The 19133-nt window shown below is 48.5% G+C and carries 18 protein-coding genes; 14 read left to right on the top strand and 4 right to left on the bottom strand.

What is annotated here, in order from left to right; all coding sequences use genetic code 11:
- The first annotated feature begins 290 nt into the window (after nt 1–290).
- The 4 genes from gatC to KDK13_RS04990 all read left to right on the top strand — a co-directional run bounded on the left by gatC (nt 291) and on the right by KDK13_RS04990 (nt 4492).
- A complete protein-coding gene (gene gatC / locus KDK13_RS05005; protein WP_257283842.1) occupies nt 291–578 on the top strand; it encodes an Asp-tRNA(Asn)/Glu-tRNA(Gln) amidotransferase subunit GatC in 288 nt (95 codons plus the stop codon).
- A 131-nt stretch (nt 579–709) separates the two neighbouring features.
- The gene (gene gatA / locus KDK13_RS05000; protein ID WP_257283841.1) at nt 710–2161 is read left to right on the top strand and encodes an Asp-tRNA(Asn)/Glu-tRNA(Gln) amidotransferase subunit GatA; all 1452 of its coding nucleotides are present in this window, start codon (nt 710–712) and stop codon (nt 2159–2161) included.
- Nucleotides 2162–2172: 11 nt separating this feature from the next.
- Entirely contained in the window at nt 2173–3633 is a 1461-nt protein-coding gene (gatB, locus tag KDK13_RS04995) for an Asp-tRNA(Asn)/Glu-tRNA(Gln) amidotransferase subunit GatB (protein ID WP_257283840.1), read from the top strand.
- 259 nt (nt 3634–3892) lie between these two features.
- Nucleotides 3893–4492, top strand: a complete 600-nt coding sequence (locus KDK13_RS04990) for an acyloxyacyl hydrolase (protein ID WP_257283839.1) — start codon at nt 3893–3895, stop codon at nt 4490–4492.
- A 35-nt stretch (nt 4493–4527) separates the two neighbouring features.
- Here KDK13_RS04990 and nhaD read toward each other — a convergent pair whose 3' ends face one another.
- Nucleotides 4528–5922, bottom strand: a complete 1395-nt coding sequence (gene nhaD, locus KDK13_RS04985; RefSeq protein WP_257283838.1) for a sodium:proton antiporter NhaD — start codon at nt 5920–5922, stop codon at nt 4528–4530.
- A 326-nt stretch (nt 5923–6248) separates the two neighbouring features.
- Between nhaD and KDK13_RS04980 the strand changes: the two genes are divergently transcribed.
- On the top strand, nt 6249–6749 hold the full coding sequence (locus KDK13_RS04980; RefSeq protein WP_257283837.1) for an aminoacyl-tRNA deacylase: 501 nt from the start codon (nt 6249–6251) through the stop codon (nt 6747–6749).
- Between the two features lie 20 nt (nt 6750–6769).
- Here the strand turns inward: KDK13_RS04980 and KDK13_RS04975 are convergent, their stop codons facing one another.
- A complete protein-coding gene (locus KDK13_RS04975) occupies nt 6770–7747 on the bottom strand; it encodes a pentapeptide repeat-containing protein (protein ID WP_257283836.1) in 978 nt (325 codons plus the stop codon).
- A gap of 206 nt (nt 7748–7953) precedes the next feature.
- Here KDK13_RS04975 and KDK13_RS04970 point away from each other — a divergent pair, with 206 nt between their 5' ends.
- From KDK13_RS04970 to dapD, 3 genes are read left to right on the top strand one after another with little or no spacing between them, the layout of a single operon-like run.
- Complete coding sequence (locus KDK13_RS04970) at nt 7954–8394, top strand: DUF1499 domain-containing protein (RefSeq protein ID WP_257283834.1); 441 nt, start codon at nt 7954–7956, stop codon at nt 8392–8394.
- Nucleotides 8395–8439: 45 nt separating this feature from the next.
- Nucleotides 8440–8886, top strand: coding sequence for an ArsC family reductase (locus KDK13_RS04965; RefSeq protein ID WP_306671000.1), 447 nt, complete (start codon nt 8440–8442; stop codon nt 8884–8886).
- A 30-nt stretch (nt 8887–8916) separates the two neighbouring features.
- Entirely contained in the window at nt 8917–9954 is a 1038-nt protein-coding gene (gene dapD, locus KDK13_RS04960; RefSeq protein WP_257283833.1) for a 2,3,4,5-tetrahydropyridine-2,6-dicarboxylate N-succinyltransferase, read from the top strand.
- A 182-nt stretch (nt 9955–10136) separates the two neighbouring features.
- Here the strand turns inward: dapD and KDK13_RS04955 are convergent, their stop codons facing one another.
- Nucleotides 10137–10274, bottom strand: a complete 138-nt coding sequence (locus KDK13_RS04955) for a hypothetical protein (protein ID WP_257283832.1) — start codon at nt 10272–10274, stop codon at nt 10137–10139.
- Nucleotides 10275–10604: 330 nt separating this feature from the next.
- Between KDK13_RS04955 and KDK13_RS04950 the strand changes: the two genes are divergently transcribed.
- The 3 genes from KDK13_RS04950 to KDK13_RS04940 all read left to right on the top strand — a co-directional run bounded on the left by KDK13_RS04950 (nt 10605) and on the right by KDK13_RS04940 (nt 14840).
- Entirely contained in the window at nt 10605–12569 is a 1965-nt protein-coding gene (locus KDK13_RS04950; RefSeq protein ID WP_257283831.1) for a hypothetical protein, read from the top strand.
- Between the two features lie 206 nt (nt 12570–12775).
- The gene (locus KDK13_RS04945) at nt 12776–13939 is read left to right on the top strand and encodes a hypothetical protein (RefSeq protein WP_257283830.1); all 1164 of its coding nucleotides are present in this window, start codon (nt 12776–12778) and stop codon (nt 13937–13939) included.
- Nucleotides 13940–14093: 154 nt separating this feature from the next.
- A complete protein-coding gene (locus tag KDK13_RS04940) occupies nt 14094–14840 on the top strand; it encodes an NYN domain-containing protein (protein WP_257283829.1) in 747 nt (248 codons plus the stop codon).
- Between the two features lie 87 nt (nt 14841–14927).
- Here KDK13_RS04940 and KDK13_RS04935 read toward each other — a convergent pair whose 3' ends face one another.
- The gene (locus tag KDK13_RS04935) at nt 14928–16313 is read right to left on the bottom strand and encodes a DEAD/DEAH box helicase (protein WP_257283828.1); all 1386 of its coding nucleotides are present in this window, start codon (nt 16311–16313) and stop codon (nt 14928–14930) included.
- Nucleotides 16314–16693: 380 nt separating this feature from the next.
- Between KDK13_RS04935 and KDK13_RS04930 the strand changes: the two genes are divergently transcribed.
- The 3 genes from KDK13_RS04930 (at nt 16694) to cutA (ending at nt 19087) form a co-directional block, all read left to right on the top strand.
- Nucleotides 16694–17581 carry an MIP/aquaporin family protein gene (locus KDK13_RS04930; RefSeq protein ID WP_257283827.1) on the top strand — a complete coding sequence of 296 codons (888 nt, stop codon included), beginning with the start codon at nt 16694–16696 and terminating at the stop codon, nt 17579–17581.
- Nucleotides 17574–18635 carry a methyltransferase domain-containing protein gene (locus KDK13_RS04925; protein WP_257283826.1) on the top strand — a complete coding sequence of 354 codons (1062 nt, stop codon included), beginning with the start codon at nt 17574–17576 and terminating at the stop codon, nt 18633–18635. The genes KDK13_RS04930 and KDK13_RS04925 overlap by 8 nt, the downstream gene beginning before the upstream one ends.
- Nucleotides 18636–18745: 110 nt before the next feature.
- Complete coding sequence (gene cutA / locus KDK13_RS04920; protein WP_257283825.1) at nt 18746–19087, top strand: divalent-cation tolerance protein CutA; 342 nt, start codon at nt 18746–18748, stop codon at nt 19085–19087.
- Nucleotides 19088–19133 lie beyond the last annotated feature (46 nt).

The following is a 19133-nucleotide window of genomic DNA, read 5'->3' as shown; positions in this document are numbered from 1 at the left end:
TACCTCAGGAAAAGTATTCAAACAGCGGCTTTTTTACTGGTATTTACCGAAAACCCGGGTGACTGTCCATGTGTTTTTGAAACTTCAATACTCTACTTTTACACCAACCAGCACTCCATTTACCATTCCTGTAGAGATGTTTCAGGGAAACATCCCGTAGATCACCCTATAACCTCTTGAGAAATATGTGGCCAGCCCATACATTAGGGTCTTATTTATTTTACTGCGAAAATGTCCCCTTCCGGAATAAGTCCGTCATTTTCATTGTTATTTATGGAGAACCCCTGCCAATGGCCATCGACGCCTCTGGAGTCAAAAAGGTTGCTAAACTTGCTCGTCTGTCCATTGACGACGATGCCGTGGAAGCAACCGCTGCCACTATCAGCAGCATACTGGAACTGGTCGATCGGATGCAGGCCGTTGATACACAGGGCGTGGAACCCCTGGCACACCCTCTGGACGCCATCCAGCGCCTGCGCCCTGACGAAGTCACCGAAGAAAACCAGCGGGAGCAATTACAGAGCTGCGCACCTGCCGTTGAAGAAGGCCTGTTCCTGGTTCCCCGTGTTATCGAGTAACACGTCAGACAACAGGGCAGCCGTGATCATGACAGAAAAACCGAAGTGGCATTATTTTCACAGGAACTGCGCTGAGTCCGGTAGAAGCGGAGCCTCTTCTATACATTACAACTTCCAACCGACCGAATCCCATGTACGATAAAACCATTGCAGAACAAAGCCGGGCATTAGCCAGTGGCGAAATATCCAGTGTCGAGTTGACACAAACCTACCTTGACCGAATCAGGCAATTCGATGGCGACATTAACAGCTTTATTACGGTGACTGAAGCGTTAGCCCTGGAACAGGCAGAAGCAGCGGATAAACGTCGATCGGCAGGTAATGCCAACACCATGACCGGAATTCCCATTGCCCATAAAGACCTGTTCTGCACAGAAGGCGTGAAAACCTCCTGCGGTTCAAAAATGCTGGACAACTTTATTGCGCCCTATGAGTCCACCGTCACCGGCAAATTCAGGGATGCGGGTGCCGTCATGCTGGGCAAAACCAATATGGATGAGTTTGCCATGGGCTCTTCCAATGAAAACAGCCATTATGGCCCGGTCAAAAACCCATGGGACAAATCCGCTATCCCCGGCGGCTCCTCCGGCGGTTCAGCGGCAGCTGTAGCCGCCCAGCTGGCCTCTGGCGCTACCGGCACGGATACCGGCGGGTCCATTCGCCAGCCTGCCTCACACTGTGGCATTACCGGACTCAAGCCGACCTATGGCCGGGTCTCCCGCTGGGGCATGGTGGCCTACGCATCAAGCCTTGATCAGGCTGGCCCGATGACCCGTTCTGCTGAAGATGCCGCCATTATGCTGAACACCATGGCAGGCTTTGATAACTGCGACTCCACCTGTCTTGACCGTGAAGTACCGGACTACACGGCAACACTGAATGACTCCCTGGAAGGCCTGACCATTGGGTTGCCAAAAGAGTACTTCACCGCCGGACTGGACAGTGAAGTGGAGCAGCAGGTTCGCAATGCCATTACAGAATATGAAAAGCTCGGTGCAAACGTTAAGGAAGTCAGCCTGCCCAATGCCGAGCTGTGCATTCCTGCCTACTACGTCATTGCCCCGGCGGAAGCGTCTTCCAACCTGTCCCGCTTTGACGGTGTTCGTTTCGGCTATCGCTGCGAAGATCCAAAAGACTTGATGGATCTCTACATGCGCAGCCGCAGTGAGGGTTTTGGTGAAGAAGTCAAACGTCGTATTATTGTGGGTACCTACGCCCTCTCGGCTGGTTACTACGACGCCTATTACCGCAAGGCCCAGCAGATTCGCCGCCTGATCCGTGACGACTTCCTCAATGCCTTCAAAGAGTGTGATGTGATCATGGGTCCTAACGCCCCGACATCCGCCTTCGATATTGGCTCCATGAGCAATGATCCGGTGGCCATGTACCTCTCGGATATCTATACACTGTCGGTTAACCTGGCAGGCCTGCCCGGATTATCCATACCGGCAGGCATGGCAAACCAGCGCCCTGTTGGCCTGCAGGTCATTGGCCAGCACTTTGATGAAGCCCGTCTGCTGAATATTGGCCACCGCTTCCAGCAGGCTACCGACTGGCATAAGCAATCTCCGGCACAGGCATAGGACACAGTAATATGCAATGGGAAACCGTTATCGGACTGGAGATTCACGTCCAGCTCGCCACTAACACCAAGATATTCTCCGGGGCATCCACCGCTTTTGGTGCCGCACCCAACACCCAGGCCTGTGCGGTAGACCTTGGCCTGCCCGGCGTTCTTCCCGTGGTCAACGAAGAGGCCATCAATATGGCCATCAAGTTCGGCCTGGGCATCGATGCCGAAATAAACAAGGTGAATGTTTTCGAGCGGAAAAACTACTTCTACCCGGATCTGCCAAAAGGCTATCAAACCACCCAGCTGGAGAAGCCGATAGTAGGCGCTGGTCATGTGGATATCACATTGGCGGATGGCTCCACTAAAAGCATTCGCATCCACCACGCTCACCTTGAGGAAGATGCGGGCAAAAGTCTTCACGAAGGTTCTTTTAATGGAGAGCATGGCATGTCAGGGATTGACCTGAACCGTGCTGGCACACCGCTGATTGAGATTGTCACCGAGCCGGATATCCGCAATGCAGAGGAAGCCGTCGCCTTTGCCAAAAAGCTGCACTCCATTGTCACTACGCTGGGCATCTGCGATGGCGATATGTCCCAGGGTTCCATGCGGTTTGATGTCAACGTCTCCGTTCGCCCTAAAGGACAAAAAGAGTTCGGCACCCGCACAGAAACCAAAAACCTGAACTCCTTCAAGTTTATGGAGGCTGCCATCCTCAAAGAGGTAGAGCGCCAGATCGACCTGATTGAAGATGGCGGAACCGTTATCCAGGAGACCCGTCTCTATAACGGTGATACCGGCGAAGCCCGCTCCATGCGCAGCAAGGAAGAAGCGAACGATTACCGTTACTTCCCCTGCCCTGATCTGCTGCCGGTTATCATTGACGACAATCGTCTTGAAAAACTGAAGGCTGAAATGCCTGAAATGCCAGATGCCAAAAAAGCGCGGTTTATCGCTGACTTTGGCCTGAGCGATTACGATGCCGAAATGCTTTGTGCTGACCAGGCGACGGCGAACTACTTTGAAGCCACCGTTCGTGCCAGCGATGATGCCAAACTCTCTGCCAACTGGATTATGGGAGAACTGTCCAGATCCCTGAATCAGAACAGCATGGCCATCAGCGAAAGTCCGGTGACTGCCGAGATGCTCGGCGGCCTGATCCAGCGCATCAAAGACAACACCATCTCCGGCAAAATCGCCAAAGAGGTCTTTGAAGTACTCTGGCAGGGTGAGTGCAGTACGGCCGATGAAGTGATCGAGAAAAAAGGACTCAAGCAGGTGACCGATACCGGCGCTATTGAAGCCATGATCGATGAAGTGCTGGCCAGCAATGCCTTGCAGGTTGAGAATTACCGTGCTGCAGAAGAAGACAAGCGCGGAAAAATGATCGGCTTCTTTGTGGGTCAGTGCATGAAGGCCTCCAAAGGCAAGGCCAACCCCGGCATGGTTAACCAGATTCTGAAACAGAAACTGGACGGCTAACCGAAGCACTCTGGGTAGACATTAGCACCAGGAGAAGTCGCTAATGTCTACCCATAACAAGGCAACATCCAGCAAAACAGCCCTTCTCACCTCCGTCTGTCATTGATCACCTGCTAACCAGAATACGACAAATGACCAGCATTTTATAAAAAAAAGTAGGCATATAAGGCCACGTGAAATATATTGATGAAAAACAAAAATAACTAATTTGAGCTGTATTGCTTGATTTCAAGCCAACACAGCCAGAAAGGACTTCGGTATGAAACAGGCATTTTCTCTTGCAGTTCTTGCCCTGATGCCCACGGTCACCCATGCTGACTGGCAGCCCGATAGAATAACGCTGGCTTTTGGTCAGTTTATAGCTCCCTTTAATGATCGACAGGCTGATATCAATCAATATCGCCTGGCTCTTGCCTGGGACCTTTCAGACTCACTGTGGACATCAGAATCACTTAAGTTACAGAGTTACGCAGAACTGGCTCTGGGCAATTGGAAAAGCACTTTAAACCCAATGGAAGACAGCTATCGAATGGGGGCTGACAGTGTCAAACAGATCAGCCTTAGCCCTGTTTTTCGCATCACAGGCAATGGCCTGTTAATGGGTGAAACCTCACCGTTTCTTGATCTTGGTGTGGGCGTCAGCTATCAGAGTGAGAAAGATATTGAACAACAACACTTTTCCGGAATCAATATGGGCGGCCGCTGGCAGTTTGAAATCCGGGCCATGGTTGGCCTGACCCTGGGAGAGGGGAATCCATTTGAAGTCAGCTATGGTTGGATGCACTATTCAAATGCCAACCTGGAAGACGAAAATGAAGGACTCGATTTCCAAACCCTTCAGCTGGCCTACCACTTTTAACTGGCAGCTCTTCTTCAGGCACTGACGGCAAGTGATCAGCCGTTAACCAGGAAGTGAGCCCAGATACTGGCAGCAAACCCCAGGGCAATGGCCCAACTCCAGCGGAGATGGGTCATAAAGGTGTAGCTACCTTTTGAGGCCCCCATCAAGGCAACGCCAGCCGCCGAGCCTATGGATAACAGGCTGCCACCCACACCTGCCGTCAGCGTTATCAATAGCCACTGGAAGGTGTTCATTTCAGGATCCATCCCGAGAATGGCAAACATGACTGGGATGTTATCGACAATGGCAGAGATCAGGCCGGCGATGATATTAGTCCACGTTGCCCCAAGGTCGGCATACATCGTTTCTGAGGCAAGATCGAGGTAACCGAGATAGCGCAGGCCACCCACCGAGAAGATAACACCAAAGAAGAACAGCAGTGTATCCCATTCGGCATGGGCCACTTCCTGGAATATATCTATTTTCTCATCTTTAGCCCGTGGGCGTGCAGTCAACCTTCGGTTACTGGTCAGCCCCCGGATACCCAGGATGTAGGTACAGAACATCAACAGGGCAAGACCGGTCATCATACCCATAAATGGCGGCAAACCCAGACCCTTTTCAAAACTGACAGCCAGGACAATGGTCACCAGGAAAAGAAAGCAGATGGTAATACCTCCACGACGAATGGTGCTATCAACCTGCACACCGGCCGGACGACCTTGCTCAATAAAAAAGCTCATGATGATGGCCGGTACCAGCCAATTGACCACCGACGGTATAAAAAGGCTGAAAAAGTTAAAGAACTCCACCTTACCTGCCTGCCACACCATCAAAGTGGTGATATCACCAAAGGGGCTGAAAGCACCACCGGCATTGGCAGCAACCACCACATTGATCATGGACAGGGTAATAAACGTCGGCCTGCCTTCACCCACGGCCGTGATCACAGCGCCCATTAGCAGCGCCGTGGTAAGATTGTCGGCCACCGGGGAAATAAAAAATGCCATGGTACCCGTTATCCAGAAGAGGCCCCGGTAATTAAAACCCTTGCTGATCAGCCAGCTGCGTAACGTGGCAAACACCTGCCGGTCTTCCATGGCATTAATGTAGGTCATGGCCACCAGAAGAAAGAGGAACATCGCCGCATACTCTTCCAGATCATGCATGACGGCTTGTTTTAGTTCTTCGTGGGAAACACCCTTCTGTAGAGCAATAAAAGCAATCAGTGCCCAGATGATTCCCGCCGCCATAATAACCGGTTTGGACTTACGCAGATGAAGCTGCTCTTCGGCCATCACCAGACCATAGGCAATCACAAAAATGGCAATACAGGCCCACGCCAGCGGGCTGGATGTCGCCGCCAGCACATTATCTCCAGCCAGCGCAGTTGTTGGCAGGTAGGTTAACGCTCCCACCGACAGGAGCCTGTTCATTATTGCTTTCATGAATTCAATCCCACAGGCTTAATCTGAAGCCAGTGATAAATGGATAAATTGTAAAGTGCTGAAGAATATCTGTGCCGGGAGCAGAGTGCAAAAAAGCAGCAATCAAAGGCAGTTATTATGTAATAGCCGGTTAGACAGGTAAGTCAATACACAATACAAAATCGGTAAGCAAAAGGTGATATGAAAAAAAAGTTATTCATACTTTTTTAGCTTAAAAACCATTTTATATTGAACATTATTTCAACCCGTTTACGTATAAACTTTATAAAACAGCTGTTCAATATTTACGAGCATGTTTTTTGAATGATTTTTTGAGAGAGTGTCTGATGTCAATCGCTGCAAAACTCCAGGCTTTTTTAAATCATAACCGGGTAGATTATGAAGTGGTTAGTCACCCTTATTCAGACCGCGCACTCAACACTGCCCATATAGCCTGCGTTCCCGTTAAAAACATGGCTAAATCCATCGTTCTTCAGGATGAGGAAGGTTACGTAATGGCCATCGTTCCCTCCATGAACAAATTAATGCTGCGCTGGATAAACACAAAACTGAATCGTCACCTTCACCTGGTCAGCGAACACAGCCTTGAGGAGCTTTTCCCGGACTGCGAGATGGGAGCCGTACCGGCAATGGGCCTGGCTTATGGTATGAAAACCTGCTGGGATGATGAACTCAATGCCGTCCAGGACCTTTACTTCCAGGGAGGTAATCACCGGGAACTGGTGCACATTCAGAGAGAACAGTTTAAAAAATTATTACAGGGCCAGCCACATGCTGCCATCAGCTGTGATCCGGATGAAGCAGAAGCTTATGCAACAAACAACTAAGTACATATAATTGAGCACACTTAGCGAATCATCTTTTTCACAAACAAGACAACGAAGAGCGCCAGGGAAAAGCTACCGGTGAAGGCTTCACAGGCAGCAACAATCCGGGACAGCCCCAGCGGGGTCAAGTCACCATAGCCAAGCGTGGTAAACGTCACTACGCTGAAATAAAGACAATCAAGCCAATACCGGAAATTCTGGAACAGATCCTGATTCTGGCTGAACCGGACAACCGTATCACCACCCTGAACGCCGGTGAACAGATAGATAAAAGAGCAGAACACAATCAAGGCCATGGAAAAAAGCACCACCCGAAGTGGGGATTCTCCATAGCCACTGACCCTGTCAACCAGATAGGAAAACACACGTTGCCGTGAGTATTTTGGCATCTGCAGCCGATGGAAGACTCTTTCCTGATAATAAAAATGGCCAGCAGTCCTCATCATTCCAAGGTTTTCGCAATGACGGCGAATATTTCTGGCAGACTCTTCCGCTTCTTCAAATAAAGCCATGGCATTTTCAGGATTGGCTGCTGCTTCTCTTTCCTGGTAAAGCCTATCCCCCCACTGCACATGATCCAGCAGACTGTTCTTGAGATTCACACCCAGCAGGTTACAGCCATCAAGATTTGCCCTGTGCAGATTGGCGTTGGAAAGATTGGCCTTTAACAGTCGTGAACCCGACAAATCCACACGATAAAAATGCCCATTACAAAGGCTGGCCCTGCTCAAATCACAGTTAACCAGTTGATAGGGCTTGCCGCTGCCGTGGTTTACCAGATTAACGTTATCCAGATTAGCCTTACGCAGAATAAAACCTTCCATGGGCAGCCCTTTCCCTGCCCTCTCTTCCAGCCTCGTTTTTACATCATCGCCGGTTTTATCCGCTTCAGGATCATGCCAGAAGCAAAGCTGGCTTCCTGACTCGGCCGCCTCTTTACAACGACCATATTTTCCGAAAAAAGAGCACTGATGCCCTGACTTCTGAACCTGATTCAAACCCTGGACCCTGTATTTTTTTGACAGCTTCTGCTGAAAACCATCATCTTCCCTGCTCTGTTGACTATATCGGCTTGCTGATTATGGTATTTATATTGCCAGTGACTTTACAGAAAGCGAACTTTTCAACACACTCAACACTTCCCTGTTCAAAGAGGGACCCATCGTGAATATAGCCAACCAACACCTGCAAGGAACCAAGAACAGTGAATAAATTCGCGCACTGCATCCTGCCTTTACTTTTATTATTTTCCAGCCATTGGCTACACGCTGACGTCCCGGAACTTACCTGCCCACAAAGCCCAAACTGTGTCAGCAGCCTCGCTTCTGGCAAACAGAATATTGCTCCCCTCTCCTTTCATCAGTCGGATACCTCACAGATCAAGGAAAAACTGATGGCCACTTTGCAGAACTGGCCCAATGCAGAGATTATCAGCAGCAATGACCAGATCATTATTACCGTGTTCACCACCCCCTGGCTGAAATTCAAGGACGACCTGATACTGATTATTCGTGCGGGTGGCTCTGTCGATGTCCGCTCATCCTCTCGCGTTGGCTATTATGATTTTGGTACCAATCGCCGTCGTATCGAACGGTTAAGAACAGTACTTGCTGATGAAATCGGCAGGGATGGAGAGTCAAGGTAAGAGCCGTTATCCGACTAGGCAAACACCTCCAGAAACGTGTAAGCTTTGCTCACTTTTCGCGACTATTACTGGGCGTCTCAGCCTCATTTCGTTCAGCGCATCGTAATTGCTTATGGCATCAAGATTTATTTTACAACAGGAGGCAAGGTGGTCACCTTATACGGCATACCAAACTGCGACACAATAAAGAAAGCACGCCGCTGGCTGGAAGGTGCTGGTATTGAATACCACTTTCATGACTACAGGAAAGATGGCCTGCAGAAAAAATTGCTTGAACAGTGGGCTGATGAACTGGGCTGGGAGGCTCTGTTAAACCGTCGTGGAACCACCTGGCGGAAGCTTCCTGAAGCCGAAAAGTCAGCCATTAATGCCGAGCGGGCCATTACCCTGATGCTGGAGCAACCCGCCATGATCAAGCGCCCTTTACTGGATGCGGGTAGCCATAGGTTGCTGGGCTTTTGTGAAGAACAATACAGCAACTTGCTTTTATAACAGACGCTTTAATTAATTGAAGGAATGATAATGAGTAAGCCGCATTTCAGCCTGGCCATTGGTGTTGGCAGCAAAAACCGGAAAGACCAGTGGCTGGAAGTCTTCTACCCAAAGCCTATCCTCAACCCGGCACCAGAACTGCTGGAGAGTATTGCCAAACTGGTTGGTTACGATGGTGGCAATACGTTTATTGAGCTTGACAGCAAAACCCTGCACGCATTGGAAGACCTGTTTGTCGATATCGAGCAAACGGAACTGGCCACCATCACCCGCAGCCTGGAAGAAAGTGAACAGCCCCGTGTCATCACTATTCTGGAAACCGACGAGGCTCCCACCAGCACACCCGAGGCTTATCTCAAGCTGCACCTGCTGTCACATCGTCTGGTAAAACCACACGGCACTGACCTCCAGGGCATTTTCCCACTGTTACCTAATGTCGCCTGGACCAGTGACGGCGCAATTGACCTGGAAGAACTGCCAGCCCGCCAGCTGAAGGCCCGTACAGAAGGCCGGGCTCTGAGTGTCAACTCCGTGGATAAATTCCCGAAAATGACCGACTACGTTGTGCCTGCCGGTGTCCGTATTGCCCATACTGCCCGGGTGCGTCTGGGCGCTTATGTTGGTGAGGGCACCACCGTCATGCATGAAGGCTTTATCAACTTCAACGCCGGTACTGAAGGCAAGAGCATGGTTGAAGGCCGTGTTTCTGCTGGCGTCATGGTTGGCGAAGGCTCGGATCTTGGTGGTGGCTGCAGCACCATGGGGACCCTTTCCGGCGGCAATAACATTGTTATCTCCGTCGGTGAAAACTGCCTCATCGGCGCCAATGCCGGCCTGGGCATTCCACTGGGTGACCGCTGCATTATCGAAGCCGGCCTTTATCTGACGGCTGCCAGCAAGGTTCAGGTTCTGGATGATCAGAAAAATGTCGTTGACGTGGTTAAGGCAGGAGAACTCTCCGGCAAGTCCGATCTGCTGTTCCGCAGAAACTCCCTGACCGGAGCTCTGGAGTGCCTCACCAACAAATCAGCTATTGAGCTGAATGATGAGCTGCACTCTCACAATTAAGCCCACAACTCAGCCCACATTAATTGTGTATTGAAAAAAAGCGCGCTGACGAAAGGGTAGCGCATCACGATAGCCCCGGTGCATAATAGCGGGGCTATTTATATAGATCAGGTTTCAATAATAATAATGCGTCATACGATTTTTGATACGCCTATCGTTAACGGCTGTTTTCGCCTCTTATCTCACCTTGGCCTGAAGCTGTTCGGCTGGAAGCTTGAAGGCCAGCGGCCAAATGCCCGGAAGTACGTTATTATCGCGGCTCCCCATACCAGTAACTGGGACTTTTTTCTGACCATTGCCTTTGCCTTCTGTTTTCGCATGAAAATCTCCTGGATTATAAAAAAAAGGTTGGCGGCTTTGGCCCCATGTTCTTTACTACAGGGAACTATGAGTCAGACTTGGAAAAAATACAGGAATTTTATCAACATATGACGGGTAAAAACCCAAAGCAGTTTGCCTGAGAGGCTGACCGAGAATAGACTGCCGATAGTATTGATAGCTACATACTGAATCTATTCAGCATGTAGCTATCACTTATTAGATTACTGAATTTCACTGTTTTTTATAGAACCATGGAACTATTTATAAACGAAAGCATCTAATTTCATACAAAACTCATATAATAAACCGGATAATCTCTTAATTAAACCATGACATTACCATCAATACCACCATCGCCTGCAACAAATTATTCAACATCTGAAATAATTCAAATCAATACAAAACAAGAAGAAATCAAACAATATTTACCAGAAACCGAAAGAAAATATAATAGAAAAGCCATTACTGAATTCAAAACAATCAAAAAACACCACAATCATAATAAATCAATTGCAGAATTATATTTAAACAACTTACCAAAAAATCTAAAATACGAATTAAAAAAAATTCAAAAACACTGTACCATCAATAACAACATTGTCAAAATACTTAATGGCCAGGGAGTTTTCTACAACAGATTGATTGTATTTTTAAAAAACATTGATCACAATATGACTGAAAATGGTTTTTCAGATCGAGATAGAATCAAGGTTGAAAAAACGATAAACCTGATATTGACTGGGGGAAAGTTTGATTTATTAAATGATATCGGAAGAGAGCTTAATCATATAGAACAAAGTTATCAATCCGGTTACTGGATTCCCAGCCCTGAAAACAGCTCCTTATTTGATCAAGACCATGAAAACCGCGATGCACAGAATTATTCTGGTGATTTTTGCCCAAAATGGATGAAAGAAGCTGAAATAATTCCTGACATTCCAGCATCAACAGCAACACTGGCTTATTGGAACTTCCGGCATTCAGAAATAAACATCGATAGAGGGCAACTTAACGACAATCTTATCAACGATAAAGATCCGGTTCTTTACCGCTGGATTTGTGAGCTTAGAAAATTAAAAACAGCCTTTCACAACCCGGATACAGATGCTCCTTCCTCACCATTGAATTTAACCCGGTTTCATATTGAGGCCATCGCTGCACGTCTTGATTATGCGGATAAAATAGCCAACGCAGAAGCAAAGATAAATTCTGACTACATGTATTATCGTTGGTATGGTGATACACCCTGCCCTCAAAAGTGGATAAAACAGAAGCATAATCCAAAAGATCAGGAACTTGCTGATAATGATGAAGTGGTAATTCCACCCAGAAGGAGTAAGAGAAAGAGTACATCTTTATCTTCTTCTGTAGACAGTAAACTCTCCAGGATGGATAAGGGAAATTTATTTAAAAAAACAGGCATCCCGGAACTCGAAGAAGTCATCAAATCAGTGCTTGAGGAAGAGGAACAAAGGCTGGTTCCAGGTTCAGGGTTTACAATTATTCTCGAAGACAATAGTGAAACCAGCTATCATAAAAGGCGCGCTGAAGTAATCGCAGCTCAAGACGAACTCAGCCGACTATATGACGCATGTCGTCGCCACTGTGGAATACAGAAATCATGCTTCAAGGACAACATAAGTAATTCTGGCAGCAAGCCAAAATTCTCTGATGCTCAAAATGCCTTGATTATCTTGATAGAAAAGGCCAGGGAGCTATCATTAAAATCTGCAATGAAATCAAAAAAAATGCAAGGCCACCCTGAAGACGTTGGGGACGCTCCTGCCTGGCAGCCCTTAACCTCTGTTTTGAAATTCCCCATGCCTTTTTTGACAAGGCTCTTTGCAATAAAAGGCAATACATATTCCGGAACCACCGTAAAAGAGAGAGTACCGGTATTAGTTAAAGAAATTCAAAATACCATACGTAAATACAGGTATAAATCAGACGTCTGGAGTCCAGATATTGCCAGAGAAGCTTTAAGTCCATCAATACAAAAAGTCCGGGAATTTCAGATTTTTCTCGCAGAAAAACTAAATGATTGTGAAAGGAAACAACAAGATCCATTTATATCAAGTCATCACACAAAAGACGATATCAGGACAGCTGAAGAGCAGCGGAAACAGATTCGAGAAGCTCTCGAAAAAACAGCTATCGCATTAGCTTCACTTGAAGCCTTCAGTGCATATTTAAAGAGTGATAAACATCAGGAACTCTACAAGCATCTGTTAAAAGCCGTTGAGGAATGGCGCTCCTGTATATCAGATACTTCTGAAAGGTTATTATTTTGTTAAACTGGTAGCATACTGCCGATTCGTCCAAAGTGGGTATAAGGCTGATTCATGGAAACCGAGATGGGATCCAACAGGAAGCCTTCAAATCTGTTTATGGGTCTGACGCCAAAACAGCTGTGATAACAATGCAGTTCTCCCAATGCAGGAACATGGTCTCATAACCTGATTGAGATGTATTTTCATAGTAAATCAACAAGAAGGTGGACATGAACGCCGCTCAATTCTTACTGTTACCGAAGACAGATTACTCCGGCGCCCTGGAAAAGAGCGAGTATCCGGAAATTTCCAAATTTATAGGCATGCATGTTAAGGCAGTCGATTCAGCCAGAATCAAAACGACTGTCGACCCGGGTGAAAATATCCGATGGTTGAAGATAATGGCTCGTCAGGCACAGTGTACCCTTTATAATCAGTTACACCATGAGTATGGCCGTGTACAAGGCAACACATACCTGAAATTCAGATCTTTTCCTGACAGGCTTTACAAATTTAATGAATCCTTTCAGAGAGAGTTTGAAAATAAAAAAGGGCAGAGCCTGCCAAGAAAGCCGTGTGCATTGTGCAATAACAATATCAGGCTACTGAATATCCACTTTAAGAGCTTTACCATCATCTCTAATTTCAGACCTTACAGCCCCGAATGCTGGCTGATAAAACCGACAGATCATCTGGGTCAGGGTAAGATATTTGAAAAAAGTTCAGAGCTCTTTGATTTGGCAAAAGGCATGGGTCCGGCCTACACGTTTGCCCATAGTGGCTTCCGGGGGAATTCACAGCAGCACCTGCATATCCATGGAATGCGGGAGAGATTGCCCCTGCGAAAAGCGCTGGATGATGGAAAACTATCTTTGGATGCGGAGTTGCCGGAAATACAGCATGGTAAGACCATAGCCCGCTGGATGACAGGTGACCAGGCCAATAATACTGAACATTTTTCTGGAATACATATCACCGGTGAGAATCCTGCTGAATTTGAACACACCTTTAATAAGATTCTGAAATACCTGAGCAACAGTAATGTCTGCGGAGAAGGCGGCTACAATGTGGCTTATTGGGTGGACAATAATAACGATCTGCATTCCTTTATTTTCCCCAGAAATCAACATGCCAATGCACATCCTCGTTATGTGCCTGAAAAACAGAGATACGGCATTCTTGAAATGTGTGGATTGTTAATCATGGCTCCGGTGGATGATAAAAAAGTTGGAGAACCGGCAGAAGAGGATCTTGTCTCAATGAAGAAGAGGCCCTACGAGGATTTTGTAACCAGAGCCAGAAACGAGCTTACCCGACTTACCCCGGAGCAATGGCAAGAGCTGGCAACCAGTTCCCAAACACCGGCCAGTGCCCTGCCAGTGCTTACCCGGTAGGGAGGCTGCACGACAATATAATCGACATCGTTCATATTGCCGGTGTCATGCAGGTTCCTGCACCATTGATACGACCGAGTATTTTTGCAAATTTTAGAAAATCAGAGGACACTGTTTATACAAAGAAAAGAATACTATGTAACAGGTAATCCCAATGGCAGAGCACCACCAGCAGAAGATCGCACTTTTTATTGATGCAGATAATGCTCCCGCCAGGAAAATTGAGAAGATCCTCTCGGAAATGGCCAAGTATGGTGTCGTCAGCATCCGAAGAGCCTACGGCAACTGGAAGAGTCACACGGTCAAAGGGTGGGAGGAACAGCTTCACGAATACGCGATTCAGCCAATCCAGCAGTTTGATTTAACCAAAGGCAAGAACGCCACTGACATGGCCATGACCATCGATGCCATGGATACGCTCTACACCAGGAACATGGACGCTTTTTGCATTGTCTCTTCTGACAGTGACTTCACGCCGCTGATCATGCGGCTTCTATCAGCCGGTAAAGTGGTGTACGGCTTTGGTGAACGAAAAGCCCCATCCCCTTTCGTTAATGCCTGCTCCCGCTTTCTATACCTGGATGAACCCGGTGATGATCCTGAGAAGGTTGCTGCAAACGACAGGAAAAGTGGCCATGAATTGAAAGCCGATACCAAACTGATGAACCTGATCCGCAATGCCATCGATACAGAGCAGGACGACGATGGCTGGGCGTACCTTGGAAGGATCGGTGCCGTTATCGCTAACCAGGCTTCCTTTGATCCACGAAATTACGGTTATAAAAAACTGGGCGATCTGATCAGGGCTGTAGACCTGTTTGAAACTCAGGTGATGGATAATAATCAGATGTGTGTTCGTGATAAACGACGTGGTAACCATATCCAGAATGGTGGTCATTAGGACTTGATTAAGAGAGTACAGAAGCCACAGGCTAAACCTGATGGCTTCCAAACCAGGGATTGAAACGTCGAATAACCCCTGATTGATTTATACAGAAACAGGAGTGCTTTGTGGGTTGTTCACCTTTCGCCTTCGTGGCCTGCGCTGGTTTTCAGTAAACACACGCCCTGAGTCCATTCCCCCGGATCTTCTTCTTTCCTTACTCGGCCCTGCCTGCTGCTTACCTTCAGGTGCCTTACCACCCCTGGCATTATCCTGCCCGGGCCTGCCAGACGATTTTGCTTTTTTAGGTTTTTTAGGCTTCGGTGGCTTACCGGACAACTGAGTCACCGGAACCTCATTAACCGGCTCAAACCCGCCGATCATCTCCCTGGGTAACTGCTGATTGATCAACCGTTCAATGTCCCGGAGTTGCTTGCTCTCATCCGCACAGACCAGTGAAACTGCATGGCCATCCGCCCCTGCACGCCCGGTTCGCCCGATACGATGTACATAATCTTCCGGAACATTGGGCAGGTCGAAGTTCACCACCTGAGGCAGCTGGTCAATATCCAGCCCCCGGGCAGCGATATCCGTTGCCACCAGGGCCGTAATGTCGTTGCTTTTGAAATCAGCCAGGGCCCTGGTTCGGGCGCCCTGGCTCTTATTGCCATGAATCGCCGCTGCCAGAATCCCTTTACCTTCCAGATGACGGGTTAACCGGTTGGCACCGTGCTTGGTTCGGGTAAAAACCAGCACCTGTTTCCAGTTATTCTCTGTAATCAACCGGGTCAGCAGTGCCGGTTTTTTACTTTTATCCACCGGGTACACACATTGCCTTACCGTTCTGGCGGTTGTATTACGGGGAGAAACATCAATCTCTACCGGATGGTGAACAATGGTTTTTGCCAGCTGTCGTATGTCATCGGAAAACGTTGCCGAAAACATCAGATTCTGTCTTCGCTGGGGCAACAGCGCCAGAATACGACGAATATCGTGAATAAACCCCATATCCAGCATCCGGTCTGCTTCATCCAGAACCAGCACTTCCAGGTGTTTGAACTTCACCGCATTCTGGTTGTAAAGATCCAGAAGTCGCCCGGGTGTGGCCACAAGGATATCCGCACCACGTCTCAGATTCATCATTTGCGGGTTGATTTTGACCCCGCCAAAAACCACAGAAGAACGTACTGGCAAATGCCGACCGTAGGTGGCAACACTCTCTGCCACCTGGGCTGCCAGCTCACGGGTCGGCGTCAGAACCAGCGCACGAACCTGGTTGGGCCTTGCCCGCTCGCCACGACTGAGCAGCTCCAGTATCGGCAAGGTAAAACCGGCGGTTTTACCCGTGCCGGTCTGAGCCGCTGCCATGACATCCTGCCCAGCCAGAACCGCCGGTATGGCTTCTGCCTGGATAGGAGAAGGCTGCTCATAGCCCTGTTCGGTAACGGCTTGCAGAATCGGAAGAGAAAGCCCGAGGTTGGCAAAGGTCATGGAAATGTCTCATTAAGGGCCATACAAGTAAAACGACGGCCTGACTGGAGGGGGTGTGTAGCATACAGGCTGCAAGATAACAGGGCAAAATTGTTTTACCGCCAGTTACTGACGGCAGTTGTCGGGAGTTACTGAACAAGAAGTCAGAATGATTTCATATCGTCAGCTAATTATGTCTTTTATTTCAAATCAATCATCCGGGTGGGCAATAAGTAAACTAGCATGTTGGACATTCGGTCGTGACTTATGAGCAATGTTCGGGATTCTTTCAGTGCTACTGTCATCACGATGATAGCGTCCGGCAGATTGGCTCAGAGATGCTACATCTATTTGCTCGCTTAACATACGGCCAGATATGAATCATCAGGAGTATGACCGGAATGAATTATCTGAATGGCTTTGCCGGAGAATTTATAGGTACTTTTATTCTTGTTTTATTTGGCTGCGGTTCAGTGGCCGTGACGGTGTTATTTTCTGCCCATGCCGGACTCTTTCAGGTGGCCATGGTCTGGGGGCTGGCAGTCACACTGGCGATTTACGCTACCCGACGTCTTTCCTGTGCCCACCTTAATCCGGCAGTGAGCATTGCCATGGTGGTCAGTCGACGGATGTCCATGACACTGCTGCCCTGCTATCTGGTTGCCCAGTTTGCCGGTGCCTTTGTGGCAGCCGCTGTGCTTTACCTGCTCTTCTCCGGCTCAATCCTGCAGTATGAATTAACCCATGACATTGTCCGTGGCAGTGAGTCATCCATAGTCAGTGCCATGATGTTTGGTGAGTATTACCCCAACCCGATGGCCGGACAGGTCGCCTCCGTTTCCACAGTCAATGCCTTTTTTGCTGAATGTACCGGTACCTTTGCCCTGGTTTTTATGATTCTCGTCCTGACCGAAAGCTGCAACACTGGTCGACCTGACCAGGCCCTGGCTCCTCTGTTTATCGGTTTAACCGTAGCCGCCATTATCTCAATTATTGCGCCACTGACCCAGGCAGGACTCAACCCGGCCAGGGATTTATCACCCCGACTGCTGGCCTCACTGTTTGGCTGGGCTAGCGCCGCGTTTCCCGATCAGCATTATGGGTTTTTGACGGTATATGTCGTGGGTCCGATTACCGGGGGAGTCATGGCCGCTTTGTGTTTCATGGGCATTGTTGAGCCGCTGATGAAGAACACGGCAGTCGAGGAACATGGCAAAAGTGACATAACACAGTCCCGGACAAATAACGCCCCTATCGTGTACAGTAAACAAGGTGATAACAATGAATAGTCAGTCCACTAATCATCAGACCCTTAAAGAGTACTATGGCCATATTCTTGGCGGAACAAAGGATCTTAAAACCAACGCCTGCTGTTCCGATCCCTTTTCGATGCCAACCCACGTCCGCGCGATCCTGAACCAGATCGACCCGGCCATTACCGACCGGTTTTATGGCTGCGGATCGCCGATTCCATCGGCCCTAGAAGGATGCCGGGTGCTGGATCTTGGCTGCGGTACCGGCAGGGACAGTTATATTCTTGCCAGCCTGGTAGGGGAACAGGGCCAGGTTATCGGTATTGATATGACCGATGAACAATTGATGGTGGCCACCGGGCATATTCCCTCGATGATGGAGAAGTTTGGCTTTCACCAACCGAATATCGACTTCAGGCAGGGTTATATTGAAGATCTGCAAACCCCGGGGATAGAAGACAATTCCATGGATGTGGTGATTTCCAACTGCGTGATAAACCTTTCGCCCCATAAGGAAGAGGTATTCAGGGAGATTTTCCGGGTACTGAAACCCGGTGGTGAACTGCTTTTCAGTGACGTATTTGCCGGTCAGCGAATACCGGCCCCGTTAAAAGACGACCCGGTGCTAATGGGGGAATGCCTTAGTGGTGCTCTTTATATTGAAGACTTTCGTCGTCTGTTAACCGGGCTGGGTTACCCGGACTACCGGTTGCTTTCTGCCAGCCCGATCACCATTGCCAACCAGCAAATCGAGGAGAAAATTGGCAATATCGATTTTCAATCCCTGACTGTCCGGTTGTTCAAGCTGGATAACCTTGAAGATATCTGTGAAGACTATGGGCAGGTGGCCATTTACAACGGTACCGTAGCGGAATTCCCTCACTTTTTCCAACTGGACGACCATCACCGGTTTATCAATGGCAAACCGATGCTGGTCTGTGGCAATACCGCAGCCATGGTGCAGGATACCCGCTATGGCAGACACTTTACCGTGCATGGCGATCGAAAAACCCATTATGGCCCTTTTAACTGTCTGCCGACAGCCACTGATAACGGGCCTGATTGCACGACGACTGGTGGTTGCTGTTAAGGGCAAGCCCTACCCACTGCTCCATGAACCTGATAGATTACCAGGCTGGTAAGCTCGTTACTTACACTGTTTTCCTTCCGCTATTAGCAATGTTGTTAACCGGTTGCCAAATGCCCATAAAACCATCCACCGGGTTCTGCATGGTGCTGACCACCTGCCCCAATCAACAGGAAGCCGACACCCATGCCAGGGCCATCATCGAAAAGCGTCTGGCAGCCTGCGTTCAGAGCAGTCCAATTCACAGCTATTACCGATGGGACGGTGAAGTCCAATCAGACCCGGAAGTACTGCTTCGAATTAAAACCACTGATGAGCATTATCAGGCACTGGAGCAATACCTGAAAGCTGAACACAGCTATGATATGCCGCAGGTTATTCAGATACCCATAGAAAACGGCCTGACTGAGTACCTTGAATGGCTAAGGGACGAAACGACTGTCAATGGCCAGTAAAGATGGTCGGATAGCATCAAGGTTTTTGAAAATTTCACTTAGTGGG

Origin of the sequence: Endozoicomonas sp. SESOKO1 (assembly GCF_024606265.1) — a bacterium.
Lineage (GTDB): Bacteria > Pseudomonadota > Gammaproteobacteria > Pseudomonadales > Endozoicomonadaceae > Endozoicomonas.
The sequence above is the reverse complement of the archived record's forward strand: the minus strand, read 5'-3'. Positions and strand labels throughout refer to the sequence as shown.